This window comes from Streptococcus sp. M143, from assembly GCF_000162495.1.
Taxonomy (GTDB): Bacteria; Bacillota; Bacilli; order Lactobacillales; family Streptococcaceae; genus Streptococcus; species Streptococcus dentisani.
Genome location: NZ_GG730093.1, coordinates 79,337 through 101,300, shown reverse-complemented (window position 1 = coordinate 101,300; position 21,964 = coordinate 79,337). Strand labels below are relative to the sequence as shown.

Sequence of the window (21,964 nt, the reverse complement as noted above, 5' to 3'; positions counted from 1 at the left end):
TCTCCAAATCCTTACTCCAAATCCTCAATGGTACTTGAGATTTCCTGAATGGTTAAATTAAGGGAAATGAGAAAACAGGAATATCTATGTCTTTATTTCAAAAAATCACTACCTCCCCTAGAAAACTAAGGAAGGCAGTGATCACATTTTTAGGAATTAGGAATGAATACACGAAATCAGTTTGTCTTATGATTTTTTGCTTTTCAAGAATTCGTCATATTGTTTTTGCATTTCATCCAATACTTTTTGGTATGCACCTTCAGATTTCAATTTTTCCATCAATTCTGGAATAGCTTTTTCTGGGTCTACAGTACCAGTGTTGATAGCTGTATCGAATTGTTGCATTGTGTTAGTGATTGCTGAAATTTCAGATTTCACACTGTCAGTGTTAAAGATGAATCCAAGCGCTGGAGATTCTTTAGCTTCTGCCAATTGTTTCTTAGAATCTTCGATTTGTTGATCTGTAACGTTTTCGTTGATGTAAAGGATCCAGTTGTTACCAGTGTTCCAACCTGACATGTGAGTGTTTCCTTTGTATCCATCAAGGACGCGAACACGGTTTTCTTTACCTTCAACTTTTTCCCAGTTCTTGCCTTCTGGACCGTAAACAAGTCCGTTCAAGAGTTCTGGGTTTGTGTTCAAGAGGTTCAACACTTCCATTGATTTTTCTTTGTTCTTAGAGTTGTTTGAGATGACAAAGTTAGCAACTTGTGTTGTTTGGTTTTTCTTGATAAAGTTAGTGATTGGTTTGATTTGGATGTCTTTGTTAGCAACACGTGAAAGCAAGCTGTTACCGTAGTCAGCTGGTCCTACTGTTTCTTCACGAACGAACCAAGTATCTTGTTGAAGGTCGAATGAAGTGTCACTTGTTGCTACGTCTTTTGGAATGTATCCTGCTTCATAGAATTTGTGAAGAGTCTTCAAGTGTTCTTTGAAACGAGGTACTTCGTAACGGTTTACGATCTTAGTAGTGTCTCCTTCAAGGTCGATAACGAATGGAAGTCCGTTTGGTACTGGGTAGTCAAAGTTATCAGATGGGATGAAGTTCTTCGTAACCGCAAATGGTACTACGTCCGGAGCTTTTTCTTTGATTTGTTTCAAGACTGGTTCAAGTGTTTCGTACGAAGTGACACCTGAAATGTCAATGCCATATTTGGCAAGAAGAGCGCCGTTAAAGGCAAAGTTTTGAGATGATGCAACGTTGGCTGCAACTGGAACAGCGTAAATCTTACCGTTTACAGTGTTCCCTTTGATGTAAGCTGGGTCAAGTGCTTTGTAAAGCTCTGCTCCTTCTTTCTTGTACAAGTCTGTCAAGTCAGCGTAAGCACCTTTTTGAGCATTTACAACATAGTTATCTGCAAAAGCGATATCGTAGTTTTCACCTGATGATGTGATAACTGACATTTTCTTACCGTAGTCACCCCATCCAAGGTATTGGATATCCAATTTAGCACCAACTTTTTCTTCGATGATTTTGTTGGCATTTTCTAGCAATTCATCCAAGTTGTCTGGTTTGTCACCGATTTGGTACATTTTAAGAACAGGTTTTTCTCCTGATCCTGAGTCAGCAGCTTTTTTGTTGTTACCTGAAAGGTTTCCACAAGCGGCAAGGCTTGCAGCCAAAGCGACTACGCTAGCAGATGCAAAAGCATATTTTTTCCAGTTTTTCATGATAAAAACTCCTTTTTTATTTTTAAACTTATAAACGATTTAATGATTTGTAACTTCAGTCACTAAGATGAAGTTGGGAAGGGAGAAACGGTGTTTCTCAGCAAGTGCTATTCTTTCACACCACCGATTGTCAACCCTTTAACAAAGTAGCGTTGGAAGAATGGATACAGAATGGCAATCGGAAGGGTTGCAACAACAACCATGGCCATACGACCTGTTTCTTTCGGTAGAGCGACTCCCAGTTGACCAGATAGGCCGACTGCTTTTGCGATGTAGTCCATATTTTGCTGGATTTGCATGAGCAAATATTGCAATGGATACAAGTTATCACTCTTGATGTAAAGAAGGGCGTTGAACCAGTCGTTCCAGAAACCAAGAGCTGTCAAAAGCGTGATGGTTGCGATACCTGGAAGTGACAATGGCAAACAGATCTGGAAGAAGATCCGAGCTTCACTGGCACCATCGATACGAGCGGATTCGAGAATAGCTTCTGGAATGGTCTTCTTGAAGAAGGAACGCATCAAGATGATGTTGAATGGTGAGAGGAGCATTGGAACAATCAAGGCCCAAACCGTATCACCAAGTTGGAGCAAACGAGTCACCACGATATAGCCTGGCACCAAACCAGCATTGAACAACATACTAAGAAGGGCAAATATCGTAAAGAATCTGCGGTACTTAAAGGTTGTCCGTGAGATGGCGTAGGCATAAGTTGTCGTGATGAAGACGTTGGTCACTGTTCCGACTACGGTTACAAAAACTGAGATAAAGAGCGCTTGGAGGATCTTATCTTTAAACTGAGCCAAGAACTCAAAACCATCTAACCCAAACTGTGATGGGAAAAAGCTATATCCATACTGGAGGATGCTCTTTTCGTCTGTCACCGAAATGATGATAACGAAGATAAAGGGCAAGATACAAGAAAGAGCAATCAAACCAGAGATGATACTGAAGAAGATATCCGCCTTCTTACTAAAGGAGTGAATGCCGACATTATCGATTTTTTCTTTTTTAATTTTCTTTTCTGCCATATTCTCCTCCTTTCTAGAACAAAGCTGAGTTTGGATCGACTCGTCTTGCAAGCAAGTTTGATAGGATAACCAGTATCAAACCGACAACGGATTGGTAAAGACCGGCCGCTGAAGCCATACCGATATCTGCTGTCTGAGTCAAACCATTAAAGACATATACGTCCAAAACGTTGGTTACATTGTAAAGCTGACCAGCATTGTGTGGGATTTGATAGAAGAGACCAAAGTCTGCACGGAAGATATTTCCGACTGCAAGGATGGTCAAAACTGTTACAAGCGGAGTCAACTGAGGAATGGTTACGTTGCGAATGCGTTGCCACTTGCTAGCCCCGTCCACTGTTGCTGCTTCGTAATAAGTTGGGTCAATTCCCATGATCGTCGCATAATACATGACACTGCTATATCCAAAGCCTTTCCAAATACCTAGGAAAAGGAGAAGGTATGGCCAAATGCCTAAGTCAGCGTAGAAGTTGACTTCCTTCATGCCAATGGAGGTTAGGAAATGGTTGAAAACCCCTTTGTCAATGTTTAGGAAGGCATCTGTAAAGAAACTGATGATAACCCATGACAAGAAGTAAGGGAACAACATAGACGTTTGGAAAATCTTAACCATTCTCTTAGAGCGAAGCTCGCTGAGGATGATGGCAATCCCTACTGATACAATCAAACCGATAAAGATAAAGCCGAGATTATAAAGAACGGTATTTCGAGTGATGATAAAGGCATCTTTTGAACTAAACAAGAATCTGAAATTATCTAACCCGACCCATTTACTATTCACAATACTATCTATGAAACCATTACTGGTCATATGGTAGTCTTTAAAGGCAACCACATTCCCAAATACTGGAATGTAAAAGAATAGAATCAGCCAGAGAGCCCCTGGTAAAACCATCAAGAGAAAGATCCAGTTATCTCTCAAGGTCTTTGAAAACTTTTTCATAATTTCCTCCCTTTTTATTCCTAAAAACTGATTCTATCGAATTTTTAGGTTTGATAACGATTACATTATTAGTATACTCCTATTTGAAGGCTAGGTTAAACTACTAATTATAGAAAAAACTCCACAAATTATTTTATGTGGAGAAGTTTTTTATAAGAAATAGGTTTCACGAGAAACACTTTGCCACAGACAGGGTGTTTTCTAGGTCGTATAAATCGTCGAAGCTGTCGCAATAGTGTGCCACTGGTTGGCTGTTGTGGCTGCAAAGTCCTTGTCTCCATAAAAATCGTTAAATGGAAGGATTTCGACTTCTAATTCTTCGATGCGGTCATTCTGACCTGCCAGATAAGCCTCGATGCGACTTTCTGCTCGCTTGATCCTTTGCAAGAGTCCACCCATACGGATATCGACCGTATCCAAACCAAAGACCTTGTTTTCCTTCAACCATTGGTGGCTAAAGAGTTTGTGGAAAGTTTCAATCTCACTTCTGAGTTTTGGTAATTCTTCTCTGGCGATTTGCTGCAAGATGACTTTGTCACCGGATTTGTAAGCTTGACGGATGCGTCGTCCCACATCCACTTTAGAGCTTAAAATCTGGTTCAACTGAGCCTGTGTTTCAAAGAGATAGGCGTAGATGCCAGCTTTTCCTTTGATTTTAGAAAGAGTCTCCGCAGCATGCGCAAAGTGAGGTTTGTCTTGTTCAGGTGTCATGTGTCGGTCAAGGATCGGACAGAGAATATCCTGATAAAAGGCATAGCGGTTGGGATTGATACCACTGAGATTGTCTGGTAGGTCTGGCAAAAGGTTGGCTAGGTCAATCTGCATAAAGTCCTCAACTGATAGACCTGTATTGGTCTTGAAGTGAGCAGACAAACGGTCTAGGTCATTGCGGTAGCTAAGTTCTGCCCAGATTTGCAGGCTTGGTAGGATAGAAAACTGAGCTGTCTCACCGCCATTATCTCCCCAACCAGTCACGATGACTTCTTTGATTTTATTAGCACGGCAAGCTTTATTAGCCTCAATAGCTACTAGACGACTGAAATGGTTGTGAGGCGTAAAACCAATCCACTTCCAAGCCCCGCCTGCAAAGGCGATATCTTGGCTAATCTTGTGGTGATTGCGGAAATTACGATTGTACTTTTCTTCGCTATCTTGGTAATAATCCCAGTAAACCAAGGTCACACGGTCTTTGAGACGGTCTAGGTAGACACGAGTTTCCTCAGGAATTTCCACATCACGGTCGTACTGGCCATCTGCCGACATGAGTTTAAAGAACATATCGCTCCACATCTGGCAGTGGAAACCATACTTATCGGCAATATCCAGCACGCGCTCCAAGTGTTGACACATGAGGAGACTACGATCCACCACACCGTTTAGAATGAGGTAGCGTCCCAAACCAACCAAGTGGGCTTCGTCCATCCCGATATTGACCTTGCGAGTCTGCAGTTTAGATAGCGTCGCAAACATGCCGTCAATTAGATCGTAAACTTTTTCTTCGCCAATGAAGAGGATATCTTCTACATCGCGGAGCTCTTGCACTTCTTTGACACCCCATTTGACAAAGGCTGACAAGTGGGCCAAGGTCTGGATGCAAGGCACAAAGGTCATGTCAAACTGCTGGGCATGGGCTTCGATTTCCTGCAACTCCTCAGCCGAATAGGCCCCACGGAAATAGCCAAAGTAAGGTTGTCCTTCAATCTGGTAAGTGTCTTCCATATAAAGCTCAAAGGTTGAGTAGCCCATGAGAGCTAACACTTCAATCATCTTCTTGGCAGAAGCGACATTTAGAACTGCATTTCGAGAACAGTCCGCCATGTAGGCTAAATCTTCGTAAGCTGCCTGCTCCTCAATCTCTACCTTATCACCTTCTACTAGAGCTGTTGCCAACAAGGACAAAGCGCGATAGAGTTGGTGAGGTTTGCGATAAGTTAGTTGATAGTGGTCCTCCTCACCCTTGATAGAGATAGAGGCTTGGTCAGACTGAGCGACTGTCACTTCCACATCTGGTAGGGAAATGTGCTTTTTAAGCCACTCTAATGCTTGCGCTTGTTTGGGACTAAGTCCTGTAAAAATTACCATTGGTTTTCCTCCTGCAACCAGTTGACAAGGGCACCATAGAGATTGGCATCTGCATGATAGGTGCAAGCTTGGATAACTGGTGCGACCGTGTATTCTTCGTAGGTTTTGACAAATGCATCGACAGCTTTTTTGACCCCTTGGATGAAGTCTGGATTTTGACTAATAGAGCCTCCCAGACTAATGACATCTGGATCGATCAGATACTGGATATTGAGCAAGCCTTGCGCCAGATTGCGGTTCATGCGCTCGATAGCTTCTTGGCAAAGAGCATTCCCAGCTGCAGCTTCTTGGTAAATCTTGCGACCGTCCCAGCCAGTCTGACCAGATTTTTCAATCACGTATCGCACCATATTGCCAGTTGACGCTAGTTGCGACCAGTTGTTGAGCTTTTCTGCTGGGGCAATGGTTGTCATGTAGCCAAACTCTCCTCCCAAGCCGTGGCGACCTCGGTGAAGCCTACCATTGATAATCATGGCACCGCCGATTCCTGTCCCAATCACGACACAGGCTGCATTTTCAATTTCTGGGTGAACTAGCAATTCACTAAGTCCAACACAGTTGGCATCATTTTCCAGATGAACAGGTAGCTGATGATGAGCAAGCATCTCATACCAAGAAAAGCCATGGATGTAAGGCACGGCACTGATTCCCTCAATCACACCTGTTTCTTGATTGACCGCGCCTGGAACACTCATGGCGATCCCACTATAATCTTGTTCTGACAAGCGTTGGTCTAGCCAAGCTAGTAAATCCTCCAAACTTTCTGGCGTCGGAGTACTTGTCTTATCTAGTATTTTTCCATCAGGAGTCAGACTGGCAAACTTAATCCCAGTCCCTCCGATATCAATGGTTGCAATGATCATTGTTCTTTACCGTAAAAAGGGGCGAATCAGCAGTTAGTCCTTACTCTTTCGCCCCTCCTTTCTATCTCATAGTATTAGTTATCAAACACTTTAAAACTATTAAATGTCTTCTTTTTTGATCAATTCTGTGCGAATTTCTTGTGGCGCTAATAGTCCTGAATGAACTGGATAAGGTCGCTCAAGTAAGTCAAGAATGGTTTGTTGGTGTTCTGATATACGCACATTTTCTTGACTCATATTGTAGTAACGGAGGACATATCCTTCTTCATTTTCAGCTACCTTAAAGGCTGTCGGGCAGACTTGTGGTAAGCTGAGTGCCGCATGACTCAAGAGGCTGCCAGTCGCTGCCACACTTCCTTCTTGTTTAGCAACTTGAAGACTAGTGAATGGTGTTTGGAAGGCTTTAGCACGACGGAAGGCTGAGAAGCGTTCCCCTGCTTGGTGGCATTCAAGTGTAAACTCGACTTCAAACTCACGCAAGCATTGAGCTTCTGGTGTTGGGAAGTAACCCCAGTCACCTAACTCACCTGAGGCACGAAGAATGGTCACTGCAATGGTGTCATCTCCAAGGATTTCATACTCGTGCAATCCTTTATTGGCCACCGTCACTCCTTTTTCATCATCATAAAGACTGACAAAGGCTTGTTGGTGTTGTGGATTTTCAGGATTTTCCCAAGAAGCAGCTGGTTTGTTTGGTCGTGTCACCACCTCATAGATGCTTTCAGAATCATTGCTTGGACGTGTGTTATGAGTCTTAACCAAGAGACGGATACGGTGGTCCTTGGCTGTGTTAGTAAAGCGAGTCTTGAAGCGGATTTGTGGATTGTCAACAAAGACGGTCATTTCTGTTTCAAGAGGAAGGGTTGTCCATTCTTCTGAGCGCCCAGCTTCACGCGTCATAAACTCGATGATGCCTCTTTGTTCTGCATCCAGTTTTTCGTCTGCACTTACTGGAATTGTCAATTCATGCTTGAGCAAGATCTTGGCAAAACGAGCTGTATTTTCCAAGACTTCATAGCCTTTCAGCTCGGCGTAGATAGGCTCTGTTCCTTTTGGTTGGAAATAGATATACTCATTTCCGATGTCACCACGGTCTTCAAAGCGAATAACATCCTCATAAGCTTCATGAGTTGTCTTGTCGTAGACCGTGATATTTTCATCCACACTGACCGTTACAAATGGCGTATCAATCACTCCATTTTGGTAAATACCATCACGGTGTTCTTGTTCTCCCTCAAGCAATTGGAAAGTTGTCCAAGAAAGTGGTGCCAGATGAATAGGTACTGTCACGCGCACTTGACGAGCGATACGAGCCTGACGGAACTTGTCTTTTGGCAAATCATACTCAAAGTTAGCTCCCAGATCTTCGATTTTTGCTTCTACAGCATGGCCTTCCAAGTCTTCGACACGGTAGTTTGGCAAGGTCAAGGCTGCCATTTTCTTGTAGCCTTCTGTTGGGTGCAATTCCTTGAAATCACAAACCGCCACATCAATCACTGTGCTGACAGTGTCAACCTTGTCATGCAAGCCTGTATTGATAACCGTAAAGAGATGGTCGCTTTGGGCTTCGTGAGTTGCGATTTTACCCTTCCACTCGTTGAGAAGATTGGTCTTAACGAAATTTCCAACTTGGTTGACCTTGGCAAAACGTGTTTCCATCTCGCGGTGAACTTCGTCCACACTACAGCCACAGATACTATCATGGGGCGCATTTTGTAGAAGGACTTTCCAAGCATAGGTCAACTGGTCCTTGTGGTTGTGGCCGCCAGTGATGACAGTCAATGGCTCCACTACTTGTTCTAACAAGTTGCTATTTTCTTGGAAGGCTTGTTTGAGGTAAATGCGTGATGAGGAAGTGTTGGCAAGTGTGTACCAACCATCTGTTTCTTGACTGGTCAACTCACCTGTAACGGTAGATAGTTGCTCAGGTAGAGCACTTTCTACTGCATGGACATAGTCATCAAAGGAACTATGCACAAAGGTCACATCTGGAAAGAGTTCATTGGCCACACGAATGGCTTCGCTCAGATTTCGCTGTACAGGTTGGTGGTCACAGCCGTTCATCATCAACCACTGGTTGGTCGAAGCGTAGTCACGCACGTCTGCCAATTTTTGTTTCCAAAAGGCCAGAGCTTCATCCTTATCAACAGGGATTTCATTCCCATTACTGTACCAGTTGGCAAAGAGGATACCGAGGACACGACTTCCGTCTGCACCCTGCCAGTACATTTCTGAAAACTGAGAAGTAAACTGCTCATCTTCGAGGACTTGGTTGTCAAAGCCAATCGGCTTGACACCACGGCCAAAGGCTGCCACGTGAATGCCTGATTTTTGAAGGATTTGAGGAGCTTGCCCCATATTTCCAAAGGTATCTGGGAAGTAACCAATCTGAGTGGATTTGCCCCATTTTGCACATTCTGCTTGACCAATCAAGGTATTGCGGACATTGGCTTCACTGGAAATCAAGTAATCATCCTGCAAGATGTAAAAGGGACCAATTTTGAGTTTGCCTTGATCGATGTAACCTTGAACTTTGTCGCGATTTTCAGGGCGAATTTCCAAGTAGTCATCAAGGACAATGGTTTGTCCATCCAAGTGGAAGCTCTTGAACTCAGGATCATTCTCAAAGAGGTCAAAGAGATTGTCAAATAACTCCACCAACTGCATCCGGTGACTTTCAAAAGGTAAGTACCACTCACGATCCCAGTGGCTATGTGAGATAATATGTACAACAACATTTTCCATGAAGTAAAACCTCATTCTAACTTAAATTTTTATTTTTATCTAACTAAAGAACTGACTAGCGAATATCTAGATAATCCAAGACCAACTCACAGAACATCATGTTGGCCCATGAGAACCATTCGCGAGAGTAGAGAGTTGGATCATCTACGTGGAAGCTTTCGTGCATGACACCTGTGCCACCATCGCAGGCAACGAGCTGATCGAGCAAGAATTTCTTCTCCGCCTTATCTCTTGTTGTCAAGCCTTGGATAGAAAGGGCGATTGGCCAGATATAGCGATAGAAGGTATGAGAACTTCCGAGACCACTAGCGTATTCTCCTTGGTAGAAGTATGGATTTTCAGGGCTCAAAATGGTACGACGAGTTGCTTGGTAAACCTCATCGTCAATCGCACAGTAACCAAGATATGGAGCAGCCAGTAGACTTGGTACGTTTGGATCATCCATGATGCTAGCATTTCCTAGACCATCCACTTCAAAGGCGTAAATCTTTTCGCCCTTGCTATTGGTGGTATAGGCATAGTTTTTGATACCTGCTTGGATCTCTACTTGCAGACGTTTAGCGTCTGCGATAATGCTCGAGCTATCTGTTAGGTCTAATTCAGCAAAGATTTCTTGCACATAACCCAAGACAACGACTGCAAACATATTGGACGGAATCAAATAGCTATACTGACAGCAGTCGTCACTTGGGCGGAAGGCTGACCAGGTCATGCCTGTCACTGCAAAGTTAGGCCCAAAACCATCATTTACCAGAGTATCTTCTTTTCGATCTGTGTCGCGGACAAAACGATATGGAGAGTTGTTGTGGTCCTGCTCTACTGTCCAGAGATGAAGAATTTCCTTGGTCGCAGCGACAAAAGTGTCATCAAACTGACTGGTCTCACCAGTCTCTTTCCAAAGGAGATAAGCCAACTGCAAAGGATAGCAAAGCGAGTCCACCTCATACTTGCGTTCCCAAATCCAACCATTAAGCTCTGTATGGTCAGTCTCGTGGTGCCCCTTCCAGTTTTCCTCAATGTTGAAGGAGTTGGCATACGGATCTTTGAGTACTAAGGTCATCTGACGCTTAACCAAACCTGCAATGGTCTGACGCAGGAGGACATCTCTTTTAGCCACATGCAGGTAGGGTCTGAGTTGGGCTGTCGAGTCCCGAAGCCACATGGCAGGAATATCCCCTGTTAATACAAAGGTTGAACCATCTTCTAGAATCTCGACCGTATTGTCCAAGGTGTCGGTGTAGCAACGCTCAAAGACATCCACCCACTCCGGATGGTCCTTAGCCCGCTCCGCTACTTCATCTAGCCATTCTCTAACAATTTCTTTCGAATAAATCATCGTGCAGTTTCCTCTTTCAAACAAGTTTCATGTTCAGTATAAAGCTTTTAGCTTAGAAAATATATACACAAATGTTAGTCATTTCTCTACAAAATTGCTTTCTTTTGAGCTCCATATCTAAAGCCCCCCTTTTTCTGATATAATGTAGAAAAACAGCTAAAGGAACGACTATGAAACCACTACTTGAAACCATCGATACTCGTTTTGGCACTGCCAGCAAACGTGCCTTTTCTCGAGGAAATGCCCTGCCCTACACAGGCGTTCCTTTTGGGATGAATTATTTTGTTCCCCAGACCAGTGATCAGGAGGGATCTTGGTTTTTCGATCCGCATCTGCCCATTTTTCAGGGGATTCGATTGACCCACCAGCCCAGCCCTTGGATTGGTGATTATTCTTGGCTCCTTCTGACACCTGTCACAGGTCAGCTTAGGGGAGACAGTCTCTTTCACCGCCAGTCTTCTTATGATATAGATAAAGCTTGCTTCCTGCCTCACTACTTGAAGCTCTTTTCTCTGCGCTATCAGATTGAAACCCAGCTCACACCGACTTGCTATGGTGCCTCTATTCGTTTAGAGCAAAAGCAAGGCAAAGCCCTCTCCCTCTATCTTCACGCAGCGGATGAACTGACAGTTGAGCAAGTAGATAAGCGGACTCTAGCCCTAAGACAAGAAGGAAAAACTGAGACCAATAAAAATCCGCTGATACTCTTCACTGCCCTACAAATAAATACGGATATTCTTGCTGTCAGCCAAGAAAGCGGAGAGTGGCGAATTGAACTCGCAGACAGTCATGCTGAGATACAGCTAGCAACTTCTTTCATATCACCTTCTCAAGCGCTATTTAATCTACCTCAAACGGACTTTGATAGCTGTAAAGCAAATGCCCAAGCAGACTGGGAAAATCTCCTCCACCGTTTTGATGTTCTTGAGACAGGGGAAGCCGACCGAACCTTCTTTGACCACTGCCTCTACAGACTCTTCCTCTTCCCACAGACATTTTATGAGGTGAACGAGTCAGGGCAGGCCATCCACATGGATTTGGCTTCTGGTACTGTCAAGCCCGGCGTCCTCTTTAGCAACAATGGCTTCTGGGATACCTTTCGCACCACCTTCCCCCTCTTTGCCCTTATCATACCGGAACACTATCACCGTTTTTTAGAAGGCTTCCTCAATAGCTACCGCGATACTGAATTCCTGCCTAAATGGCTAGCCCCAGATGAACGTGGCATGATGCCAGGGACTCTATTGGACGGTATTATCGCAGATAGTGCCTGCAAGGATATGGCTCCCGACTTAGAAAAAGAACTACTTCAAGCCATGCTTGAAACAGCCAGCAAGTCCGACCCTCTCGGCATCAATGGTCGCCATGGACTAGCCCAATACCAAGAACTGGGCTACCTATCTACCGACCACCACGAAAGCGTCAGCCATACCCTAGACTACGCCTATAGTGACTTTTGTATCGCCAGTTGCGCCGAAAAACTAGGGGAAAGAGAAATAGCTGAGACCTACATGTCTGCATCACAAAATTACCGCCATCTCTTTGACGCTGAGACAGGTTACATGCGTGCGCGAGACAGTCAAGGAAACTTCCGCCCTGACTTTTCTCCTTATAGTTGGGGACGAGACTACGCCGAATGCTCTGCCATTCAAGCGACTTTAGGCGTCCTCCACGACATCCCAGGTTTAACCCAGCTTATGGGCGGAAAAGAAGCATTTAGCCACTATCTTTTGAAAGCCTGTCAGGATACTCCTTTCTTTGAAACGACAGGTTATGGTTATGAGATTCATGAAATGAGCGAGATGGCTACCGCTCCTTTTGGGCAAATCGCCATTTCCAACCAGCCTAGCTTCCACATTCCTTATCTCTTCCGCTACAGCGACTACCCTGACTACACTGCCCTTCTCATCAAGCCCCTGCGTCAGAAAGCCTTTCACCCAAGTTGGCAAGCCTATCCTGGCGATGAAGACAATGGTAGCCTCTCGGCCTGGTACATCTGGTCGGCTCTTGGATTCTACCCGACCTGTCCAGGAAAACCAAGCTACGACCTCGGAATTCCCCTCTTTGATCATCTCCGTATCTACCTAGCTAAGGAAAATAAATGGCTAGATATCCATGCCGAGCAAAACCACAGCCACTTCAACTTTGTCAAAGAATGTCGATTGGACAAGACCACAGTATCTAGTATCCAACACCAAGACCTCTTGAAAGCTGAGCAACTAACCTTCACTCTCAGCTGGTTACCAAACCACTAATAACCAAAAGAAAAGAACCTTTGAACGATTCAAAGGTTCTTCTTTTATGAAACTTGAACTTGAAGTTGATCAATAAGCTGCCCCTCTACCGTCAAATTCAGATAAAAATCAAGGATTTTATCTCCTGCAAAATACAAGGTTGGTAGCGTCAGCCTTTTTTCAGTCTCACCAGCTTGAAACATAAGGACTTGAATCTCATCCTGATAAGCGACACCATGCACACCCGTCCCTGGTTGAATCGAAATCTTAGCTTCCAAAGGACTGCTAGATTCTCTTCGCTTAACTGTAAATTGGACATTTTCTCCCTTGGTCACAGCCAGACTTTTTTCTGAGAACTCTAGTTGCTGAACAGCTTCTTTTTTTGACAAGCTAGGTGTTTTATAGAGTGAAATTTTGGTCAACAAAGGCAAAGCCTGTGCCTCTGTAATAGTCACACGTATCTTCTGCGCCTCAACGACCGATCCTCGTAAGAGACGTTTGTGGCCAACAGTATAACCAGATCCAAACTCCTGCCAGACACCATCCAACTCTACCTGAACATGGAAAGCAGCGATGCGTTGCCCCAGCTTCAAATCTTCTCTTAACTCAATCACATCAAAAGCTTTAGGAGCCCCTAAATCGAGCTCTAATTGGACTGGCAACTCTGCATCACTTGCCCATGAACTGGTCTTCCGTCCATCTGTCAGGTGAGAACAGGCAAAGTCTGGTGATAGATCAGGGCCAGATACCTTGACTCCCAAAGCCAAATCTTCTTTATAGAGCTCATCACGGTAGGCAGCAAATTCATAGAGACGCTGGATATCCTTTTCGTCAAAGAGGCCATCTTGGTTCGGTGGGATATTGAGCAAAAGAGGGGTGCCCCGCCCCACTGAGTGAAAGTAGATTTCAACCAATTCCTCAAGAGACTTGGGATCCTGATTCTCATGGTAAAACCAGCCCGGGCGAAGGGAAACATCTGCCTCCCCGATTGAAAATAGCGTCCCAGAGGGGTCTCCGTGCTGTAGATAATCTAATGCAGCTTCAGTCCCCAACTGATCCGGTTTGACTTTTTGCCATAGTGGATCTCCTGCATAGCCTCGTTCATTTCCAATCCAGCGGATACTAGTTCCCTCAGTTGAGAAAATCAAACAATCCCCCTGCAAGTCACGAATGGTTTCAAACCAAGTCTCAAACTCATAGTTGACCTTCTGGGCCCCTTCGCCTCGAGCACCATCCATCCAAACCTCAGCGAACTTGCCAGCATTGCCATAGGCAGGATTTGACAAGATTTCCTTCAACTGAGCCAGATAGTAGGCATTGTAGTCCGCTTCTCGATCCACGTGATAGAGGGAACTGTGAGCATCCCAAGGAGATAAATACACTCCCATATCCATGTCAAACTCAGTTGCAGCTTTAGAAACCTCAAGGAGCAAGTCCCCTTTTCCATCTCGCCAAGGACTAGCCTTAACTGAATAGTCCGTGTAAGCGGTCGGGTAGAGCACAAATCCATCGTGGTGCTTGACCACCAAAATCAGCTTTTTAAAACCCGTTTCTTTAAGTACCCGAACCCATTCACGCGCATCCAACTTGGTCGGGTTAAAACGCTTGGGATCCTCTTGCCCACTTCCCCATTCTTGGTCATAAAAGGTATTGGGGCCAAAATGGATAAAGGCAGCTAGTTCATCCTCTAAATAAGCTAGCTGGGACTGACTTGGTAATGGTCCATGTGGTTTTATTTTTGTCATCATCTCATATCTCTTTCTCTGATTATTTCTCTTGTTCACAAAATTATCCACAACTTGTGGATAAGAAAACATGCCTAAAAACTAGCTTTTCTAGACTCCGGCTCTTTGACTTTGAACCTATCACCTTCAGCAAACTCTGCTCAAATCCCCACTGCACTAGGATTTCTACTGGAAAGCTGGCTCGTCACTAGTTTCTGGGACCATTCTCAGGAACCCCTAGGATATTAATTAAATCTCCTGCTCTCCCCAGACTTATCCACAACTTGTGAATAACTCCTTCTTCCTAGTTCTTACCGCGTTGACTATAACAAAAAATCTAGGTACCGTCAATAAGACAAGGCTGTCTCCCTAAATACTCAGAAAAGATTCTATAATTTGTACAATATACATTTTATGCCATTCAAAAGAAAGGCTTTCAGATAGATTTCATATAATTTTCTAAGTGGCTTTCAATCATTGTTCTTCTCAATTCCTCGTCAGAAATGACTTAAAATCTGGACATTTCTTCTTAAAATGTGAAATTTAGCATAATTTCTTCAAAAAATATTATATTCTTTATAGTAGAAGTTTATACATTTATTTCCTCTAATTCCTTTTGCTATCGTATAATAACATAAAATACTACTAAAACCTTGTTTTGTCCGAATTTTTAATCATTTTTTACTATTGACACGCCTCTGAGAATATGATATAACGTAAATGTAAGCGGTACCAAAAAGGTGCCACCGTGAAAATTTTTAAGGAGGAAAACACATGTCTTCACATCCAATTCAGGTATTCTCAGAAATTGGGAAACTGAAAAAAGTTATGTTGCACCGTCCAGGCAAAGAGTTGGAAAACTTGTTGCCGGACTATCTCGAAAGGCTTCTTTTTGATGACATTCCATTCTTGGAAGATGCTCAAAAAGAACATGACGCATTTGCTCAAGCTCTTCGTGATGAAGGAATTGAGGTCCTTTACCTAGAGCAATTGGCTGCTGAATCATTGACTTCCCCAGAAATCCGCGATCAATTTATCGAGGAATATTTAGACGAAGCTAACATCCGTGGCCGTCAAACCAAGGCGGCTATTCGTGAATTGCTTCACGGTATCAAGGACAACCAAGAATTGGTTGAAAAAACTATGGCAGGGGTTCAAAAAGTTGAATTGCCAGAAATTCCTGAAGAAGCAAAAGGCTTAACTGACTTGGTTGAGTCAGACTATCCATTTGCTATCGACCCAATGCCAAACCTCTACTTCACTCGCGACCCATTTGCAACTATTGGTAATGCCGTATCACTTAACCACATGTATGCAGATACTCGTAACCGTGAAACTCTTTATGGTAAATACATTTTCAAACACCATCCAATCTATGGTGGAAAAGTAGAATTAGTCTACAACCGTGAAGAAGATACACGTATTGAAGGTGGAGATGAGCTCGTTCTTTCTAAAGACGTTCTTGCAGTAGGTATCTCTCAACGTACAGATGCAGCTTCGATTGAAAAACTCTTGGTGAACATCTTCAAGAAAAATGTTGGCTTCAAGAAAGTATTGGCATTTGAATTTGCTAACAACCGTAAATTCATGCACTTGGATACTGTCTTCACCATGGTTGACTATGACAAGTTCACAATTCACCCAGAAATCGAAGGCGATCTTCGTGTGTACTCTGTCACTTATGAAAATGAAAAACTCAAGATTGTTGAAGAAAAAGGTGACTTAGCTGAACTTCTTGCGAAGAACCTCGGCGTAGAAAAAGTTCATTTGATCCGTTGCGGTGGTGGCAATATCGTAGCAGCTGCGCGTGAACAATGGAATGACGGTTCCAACACTTTGACTATCGCACCTGGTGTAGTCGTCGTTTATGCCCGCAATACCATTACCAATAAGATCCTAGAAGAATACGGGCTTCGCTTGATTAAGATTCGAGGAAGTGAATTGGTTCGGGGCCGTGGTGGACCTCGTTGTATGTCTATGCCATTTGAACGTGAAGAAGTATAATCGCTGTTCAGTATTTGTCAATAAAAAATGTAAAAAAATAGAAAGAGGAAATAATAGAATGACACATTCAGTATTCCAAGGACGCAGCTTCTTAGCAGAAAAAGACTTTACTCGCGCAGAGTTAGAATACCTTATCGGTCTTTCAGCTCACTTGAAGGATTTGAAAAAACGCAATATCCAACACCACTACCTTGCTGGTAAAAATATCGCCCTCTTGTTTGAAAAAACTTCTACTCGTACACGTGCAGCCTTTACAACTGCAGCTATTGACCTTGGTGCTCATCCAGAATACCTCGGAGCAAATGACATTCAGTTAGGTAAAAAAGAATCTACTGAAGATACTGCAAAAGTTTTGGGTCGTATGTTTGACGGGATTGAATTCCGTGGTTTCAGCCAACGTATGGTTGAAGAACTAGCAGAATTTTCAGGTGTTCCAGTATGGAACGGTCTAACTGACGAATGGCACCCAACTCAAATGCTCGCTGACTACTTGACTGTTCAAGAAAACTTCGGTCGCTTGGAAGGCTTGACATTGGTATACTGTGGTGATGGACGTAACAACGTTGCCAACAGCTTGCTCGTAACAGGTGCTATCCTTGGTGTTAACGTTCACATCTTCTCACCAAAAGAACTCTTCCCAGAAAAAGAAATCGTTGAATTGGCTGAAGGATTTGCTAAAGAAAGTGGTGCACACATCCTCATCACCGAAGATGCAGACGAAGCTGTCAAAGGTGCAGATGTACTTTATACAGACGTTTGGGTATCTATGGGTGAAGAAGACAAATTCGCAGAACGCGTTGCACTTTTGAAACCTTACCAAGTCAATATGGACTTAGTGAAAAAAGCAAACAACGAAAACTTGATCTTCCTCCACTGTTTACCAGCATTCCACGACACTCACACTGTTTATGGTAAAGATGTTGCTGAAAAATTTGGCGTAGAAGAAATGGAAGTAACAGACGAAGTCTTCCGCAGCAAGTATGCTCGTCACTTTGACCAAGCAGAAAACCGTATGCACACTATCAAAGCTGTTATGGCTGCTACTCTTGGAAATCTCTACATTCCTAAAGTATAAAACTTACTCGTATACACAACACAGGGGTTGAGACGAAAGCTATGATAGCTTATCAGTTCTAGCGAAAGAAAGCAAGAATCCTCTTTGACAGATTTGCCACCTTACTCTTGTCACCTTCCTGCTTCCTAGTCTCATTCTGATAAACGTCGGCTGTGCGTTCAACCCCTTTTATTAGTAGTAATGACTAATTTGTCTTTTAAAAAGACGCTACCTCCACTTCATATTTTATCATCATACCTGCCTGTAGCTCTTGGAGTTCTGTCAGGTTTACCATATTAAAGGAAGGAGAGCTCATGTCTCATAGAAAAATCGTCGTTGCTTTAGGCGGAAATGCCATCCTCTCCACTGATCCATCTGCCCAAGCTCAACAAGCTGCTCTGGTAGAAACAGCTCGTCATCTGGTCAAGTTGATTCAAAACGGAGATGAACTGATCATCACTCACGGAAATGGTCCTCAGGTGGGTAATCTCTTGCTTCAACACTTGATGGCAGATTCGAAAAAAAATCCTGCCTTCCCCCTTGATTCTTTGGTTGCCATGACCGAGGGTAGTATCGGTTTTTGGCTACAATGTGCTCTTGATAACGCATTGCTCGATGTAGGACTTGATAAAAATGTCGCTTCTGTTGTTACCCAAGTTATAGTAGACAAGGAAGACCCTGCCTTTATCAATCCCACCAAACCAATCGGTCCATTCTACTCAGAAGAGGATGCCAAAGCTGAGAGCGAAAAAACAGGAGCAACCTTCAAAGAAGATGCCGGTCGTGGCTGGCGTAAAGTGGTGGCTTCACCAAAACCAATCGACATTAAAGAAATCAACAGCATCCGCACCTTGCTCGATAATGGTCAAGTTGTCATCGCAGCAGGTGGAGGAGGTATCCCTGTTGTTAAAAATGAAAACGGTTACCTACGTGGAGTCGAAGCCGTTATCGACAAAGACTTTGCGTCTCAACGACTAGCAGAACTCGTCGAAGCTGACCTCTTTATCGTCCTTACTGGCGTAGACTACGTTTATGTCAACTACAATAAACCAGACCAAGAAAAACTTGAACACGTTACCGTCAGTCAACTAAAAGAATACATCAAACAAGGACAATTCGCACCGGGTAGCATGCTACCAAAAGTCGAAGCTGCTATCGATTTTGTGACCAACCGCCCAGAAGGCAAGGCTGTTATCACTTCCCTCAGCAATCTAGGCGCCTTGATCGAGTCCGAAAGCGGAACAATTATTGTTAAAGACTAGCCATTTTAACCCAAGTACAAGCTCTAACTAGGAGTACTCAGGTAAACCAACATCATTCGTTTTTATACTTTGTGGCATAGTTTAGGAGGAAAAACAAATGAGTGAAAAAACAAAAAAAGGTTCCAAATGCCTTCATCTTACACTGTTTTGATCATTATTATTGCTATCATGGCAATCTTGACTTGGATCATTCCAGCAGGTAAGTATGACACGAACGAAGCAGGTGGCCTCATTGCAGGTACCTATCAAACTGTTGACTCTAATCCCCAAGGGATTTACGATATTCTAATGGCTCCAATCCGGGCGATGCTCGGTCACGAACCAACTAAAGCCGCTATTGACGTAGCCTTCTTCATCCTCATGGTTGGAGGATTTCTAGGTGTCGTCAATGCGACAGGCACATTAGATGTTGGTATTGCCTCTATTGTTAAGAAATACAAAGGACGCGAAAAAATGCTGATCCTCATCCTCATGCCCCTCTTTGCACTTGGAGGAACAACTTATGGTATGGGTGAAGAAACCATGGCATTTTATCCACTCCTTGTTCCTGTTATGATGGCTGTTGGTTTTGATAGCATTACTGCCGTTGCCATCATTCTACTAGGTTCTCAAGTTGGCTGTCTTGCCTCTACTCTCAATCCCTTTGCTACTGTTATCGCTTCTGATACCGCAGGTGTGTCATCTATGGACGGGGTTATCCTTCGTATCATCTTCTGGTTTGTTATGACAGGTATTAGTACTTACTTTGTCTACCGCTATGCAGAAAAGATTCAAAAGGATCCCACAAAATCACTTGTCTACTCTCAACGTGAAGAAGACCTTAAACACTTCAATGTCACTGATAACGAAAATGCTCCATCTGTCTTGAACAAGAAACAAAAACATGTTCTTGCCTTGTTCATCTTGACTTTCATCATCATGATCGCCAGCTTTATCCCTTGGGTAGACTTGCACATCACTCTATTTGAAGACTTCAAGAATTGGTTGATTGGTCTCCCTGTTATCGGTGGAGCTATCGGTTCATCTGCTCTACCATTCGGTAGCTGGTACTTCCCAGAAGGTGCGATGCTCTTTGCTGTGATGGGTATTCTTATTGGTGTTGTTTACGGCCTTAAGGAAAGCAAGATTATCTCTACTTTTATGGCTGGTGCAGCAGATCTTCTCACCGTAGCCTTGATTTGTGCAGTGGCTCGTGGTATCCAAGTTATCATGAATGACGGTATGATTACTGCAACTATTCTACACTGGGGTGAAGTCGGACTTCAAGGTCTCTCTTCTCAAGTCTTCATCGTTTTGACTTACCTCTTCTACCTTCCTATGTCATTCCTTATCCCATCTTCATCTGGACTTGCCAGTGCTACAATGGGAATCATGGCACCACTTGGTGAGTTCGTTAACGTAAAACCTAGTCTCATCATCACTGCCTATCAATCTGCATCTGGTGTACTAAACCTTGTCGCTCCAACTTCTGGTATCGTTATGGGGGCTCTCGCGCTCGGCCGTATCAGTCTAGGAACTTGGTGGAAATTTGTTACTAAACTCATTGTCGTTATTGTCATTGTGAGCATGCTTCTTCTTATCCTAGGTACCTTCCTACCATTCCTTTAGAACAAAGTGTGAGGTAAAACGAATGACCGTCTACATCACTGACTCCATTAAACAGAGCTTTATACAGAGTCTAAAGACTCTCATCTCCTACCCATCTGTCCTCCAAGAAGGGGAAAATGGGACACCTTTTGGACAAGCTATCCAAGACGTTCTAGAAAAGACGCTGGAAATCTGCCGTGAACTTGGCTTTAAAACTTATATTGATCCCAAGGGCTATTATGGTTATGCAGAGGTTGGTGAGGGAGAACTCCTTGCCATCCTCTGTCACTTGGATGTTGTGCCTGCAGGAGATTTAACAGATTGGCAATCTCCTCCATTTGAAGCAACTATCAGAGAAGGAAAACTCTACGGACGAGGGGCACAAGACGACAAGGGGCCTTCACTGGCAGCTCTCTATGCAGTGAACAGCTTGCTTGACCAAGGTATCCAGTTCAAAAAACGCGTACGTTTTATCTTTGGTACGGATGAAGAAACCCTTTGGAGATGTATGGCACGCTACAACACCCTCGAGGAACAAGCCAGCATGGGATTTGCACCGGATTCGTCATTTCCTTTGACATACGCTGAAAAGGGGCTCCTTCAAGTCAAGCTTCATGGCCCCGGTTCTGATCATCTCAAGCTCGATGTCGGAGGTGCCTTTAATGTTGTACCAGATAAGGCAAGTTACCAAGGTCCTCTTTATGAAGCGGTTTGTAGGGGGTTGAAGGAAGCAAATTTTGATCACCAAACCACAGACCAAACCGTGACCGTACTCGGGGTACCTAAACACGCCAAAGATGCTAGTCAAGGTGTCAATGCAGTCATTCGGCTTGCTAGTGTACTCGCACCTCTCCAACCCCACCCTGCCCTCCATTTTCTAGCTGATCAAGCTGGGCAGGACGGCAAAGGGCTGAAAATATTTGGAGAAGTTGCTGATGAACCGTCTGGTTCCCTTTCCTTTAATATTGCAGGGTTGACCATCAATCCCGATCGCTCCGAAATTCGGATCGACATACGTATACCTGTGCTAGCAGATAAGGAGAAACTGGTGACACAGCTCACTCAGTGCGCCAAAGACTACCAACTTGACTACCAAGAATTTGACTATCTAGCACCCCTCTATGTCGCAAGAGATAGCCAACTCGTTACTACTCTTATGCAAGTTTACCAAGAAAAAACCGGAGATAAAACTCCTCCTCTCTCATCAGGTGGTGCTACCTTTGCTCGCACCATGCCAAACTGTGTAGCCTTTGGCGCTCTTTTCCCAGGAGCACAACAAACTGAGCATCAGGCAAATGAAGCAGCTGTCCTAGACGATCTTTATCGCGCTATGGACATCTACGCAGAGGCGGTTTACCGTCTCGCAACCTAACCAGATAATCGTTTCTACCAAAAAAATCCCGCAGATTTGCGGGATTTTCTCTTGCA

At 43.8% G+C, this 21,964-nt stretch carries 14 protein-coding genes; 6 read left to right on the top strand and 8 right to left on the bottom strand.

What is annotated here, in order from left to right; genetic code table 11:
* Positions 1-186 precede the first annotated feature (186 nt).
* From HMPREF0850_RS04695 to HMPREF0850_RS04665, 7 genes are all read right to left on the bottom strand, one after another.
* Positions 187-1,671, bottom strand: a complete 1,485-nt coding sequence (locus tag HMPREF0850_RS04695) for an ABC transporter substrate-binding protein (RefSeq protein ID WP_000800427.1) — start codon at positions 1,669-1,671, stop codon at positions 187-189.
* A 107-nt stretch (positions 1,672-1,778) separates the two neighbouring features.
* Complete coding sequence (locus HMPREF0850_RS04690) at positions 1,779-2,702, bottom strand: carbohydrate ABC transporter permease (RefSeq protein WP_000818345.1); 924 nt, start codon at positions 2,700-2,702, stop codon at positions 1,779-1,781.
* Positions 2,703-2,715: 13 nt separating this feature from the next.
* A complete protein-coding gene (locus tag HMPREF0850_RS04685; RefSeq protein ID WP_000714584.1) occupies positions 2,716-3,645 on the bottom strand; it encodes an ABC transporter permease in 930 nt (309 codons plus the stop codon).
* 201 nt (positions 3,646-3,846) lie between these two features.
* Positions 3,847-5,727, bottom strand: coding sequence for a beta-N-acetylhexosaminidase (locus HMPREF0850_RS04680; protein WP_000234376.1), 1,881 nt, complete (start codon positions 5,725-5,727; stop codon positions 3,847-3,849).
* Positions 5,721-6,590: an ROK family protein gene (locus HMPREF0850_RS04675; protein WP_000582504.1), complete on the bottom strand. Its 870-nt coding sequence runs from the start codon at positions 6,588-6,590 to the stop codon at positions 5,721-5,723. Before HMPREF0850_RS04675 ends, HMPREF0850_RS04680 begins: the two co-directional genes overlap by 7 nt.
* Before the next feature lie 99 nt (positions 6,591-6,689).
* Positions 6,690-9,335 carry an alpha-mannosidase gene (locus HMPREF0850_RS04670; RefSeq protein ID WP_000432722.1) on the bottom strand — a complete coding sequence of 882 codons (2,646 nt, stop codon included), beginning with the start codon at positions 9,333-9,335 and terminating at the stop codon, positions 6,690-6,692.
* Positions 9,336-9,390: 55 nt separating this feature from the next.
* Positions 9,391-10,671, bottom strand: coding sequence for a glycoside hydrolase family 125 protein (locus tag HMPREF0850_RS04665; RefSeq protein ID WP_000640548.1), 1,281 nt, complete (start codon positions 10,669-10,671; stop codon positions 9,391-9,393).
* A gap of 170 nt (positions 10,672-10,841) precedes the next feature.
* On the opposite strand from HMPREF0850_RS04665, the gene HMPREF0850_RS04660 reads away from it, so the two are divergent.
* Positions 10,842-12,926 (top strand): GH92 family glycosyl hydrolase, encoded by a 2,085-nt coding sequence (locus tag HMPREF0850_RS04660; RefSeq protein ID WP_000803443.1) that lies wholly within the window; start codon positions 10,842-10,844, stop codon positions 12,924-12,926.
* 44 nt (positions 12,927-12,970) lie between these two features.
* Here HMPREF0850_RS04660 and HMPREF0850_RS04655 read toward each other — a convergent pair whose 3' ends face one another.
* Positions 12,971-14,650, bottom strand: coding sequence for an alpha-L-fucosidase (locus HMPREF0850_RS04655; protein ID WP_025168364.1), 1,680 nt, complete (start codon positions 14,648-14,650; stop codon positions 12,971-12,973).
* A gap of 753 nt (positions 14,651-15,403) precedes the next feature.
* Between HMPREF0850_RS04655 and arcA the strand changes: the two genes are divergently transcribed.
* The 5 genes from arcA (at position 15,404) to HMPREF0850_RS04630 (ending at position 21,908) form a co-directional block, all read left to right on the top strand.
* Complete coding sequence (gene arcA, locus HMPREF0850_RS04650; protein ID WP_000094626.1) at positions 15,404-16,633, top strand: arginine deiminase; 1,230 nt, start codon at positions 15,404-15,406, stop codon at positions 16,631-16,633.
* 58 nt (positions 16,634-16,691) lie between these two features.
* Complete coding sequence (gene argF, locus HMPREF0850_RS04645) at positions 16,692-17,708, top strand: ornithine carbamoyltransferase (protein ID WP_000149840.1); 1,017 nt, start codon at positions 16,692-16,694, stop codon at positions 17,706-17,708.
* A 293-nt stretch (positions 17,709-18,001) separates the two neighbouring features.
* A complete protein-coding gene (arcC, locus tag HMPREF0850_RS04640; protein ID WP_000019634.1) occupies positions 18,002-18,949 on the top strand; it encodes a carbamate kinase in 948 nt (315 codons plus the stop codon).
* A gap of 126 nt (positions 18,950-19,075) precedes the next feature.
* Positions 19,076-20,557: a YfcC family protein gene (locus HMPREF0850_RS04635; protein WP_001141238.1), complete on the top strand. Its 1,482-nt coding sequence runs from the start codon at positions 19,076-19,078 to the stop codon at positions 20,555-20,557.
* Between the two features lie 22 nt (positions 20,558-20,579).
* Positions 20,580-21,908, top strand: coding sequence for a dipeptidase (locus tag HMPREF0850_RS04630; protein WP_000219480.1), 1,329 nt, complete (start codon positions 20,580-20,582; stop codon positions 21,906-21,908).
* Positions 21,909-21,964 lie beyond the last annotated feature (56 nt).

Excerpts from the sequence above, each read along its gene's own strand:
- HMPREF0850_RS04635 (WP_001141238.1), top strand. The coding sequence starts at position 19,076 with ATGCCTTCATCTTACACTGTTTTGATCATTATTATTGCTATCATGGCA.
- HMPREF0850_RS04695 (WP_000800427.1), bottom strand. The coding sequence starts at position 1,671 with ATGAAAAACTGGAAAAAATATGCTTTTGCATCTGCTAGCGTAGTCGCT.
- arcC (WP_000019634.1), top strand. The coding sequence starts at position 18,002 with ATGTCTCATAGAAAAATCGTCGTTGCTTTAGGCGGAAATGCCATCCTC.
- HMPREF0850_RS04680 (WP_000234376.1), bottom strand. The coding sequence starts at position 5,727 with ATGGTAATTTTTACAGGACTTAGTCCCAAACAAGCGCAAGCATTAGAG.
- HMPREF0850_RS04665 (WP_000640548.1), bottom strand. The coding sequence starts at position 10,671 with ATGATTTATTCGAAAGAAATTGTTAGAGAATGGCTAGATGAAGTAGCG.
- arcA (WP_000094626.1), top strand. The coding sequence starts at position 15,404 with ATGTCTTCACATCCAATTCAGGTATTCTCAGAAATTGGGAAACTGAAA.
- HMPREF0850_RS04685 (WP_000714584.1), bottom strand. The coding sequence starts at position 3,645 with ATGAAAAAGTTTTCAAAGACCTTGAGAGATAACTGGATCTTTCTCTTG.
- argF (WP_000149840.1), top strand. The coding sequence starts at position 16,692 with ATGACACATTCAGTATTCCAAGGACGCAGCTTCTTAGCAGAAAAAGAC.
- HMPREF0850_RS04690 (WP_000818345.1), bottom strand. The coding sequence starts at position 2,702 with ATGGCAGAAAAGAAAATTAAAAAAGAAAAAATCGATAATGTCGGCATT.
- HMPREF0850_RS04675 (WP_000582504.1), bottom strand. The coding sequence starts at position 6,590 with ATGATCATTGCAACCATTGATATCGGAGGGACTGGGATTAAGTTTGCC.
- HMPREF0850_RS04630 (WP_000219480.1), top strand. The coding sequence starts at position 20,580 with ATGACCGTCTACATCACTGACTCCATTAAACAGAGCTTTATACAGAGT.
- HMPREF0850_RS04655 (WP_025168364.1), bottom strand. The coding sequence starts at position 14,650 with ATGACAAAAATAAAACCACATGGACCATTACCAAGTCAGTCCCAGCTA.
- HMPREF0850_RS04660 (WP_000803443.1), top strand. The coding sequence starts at position 10,842 with ATGAAACCACTACTTGAAACCATCGATACTCGTTTTGGCACTGCCAGC.
- HMPREF0850_RS04670 (WP_000432722.1), bottom strand. The coding sequence starts at position 9,335 with ATGGAAAATGTTGTTGTACATATTATCTCACATAGCCACTGGGATCGT.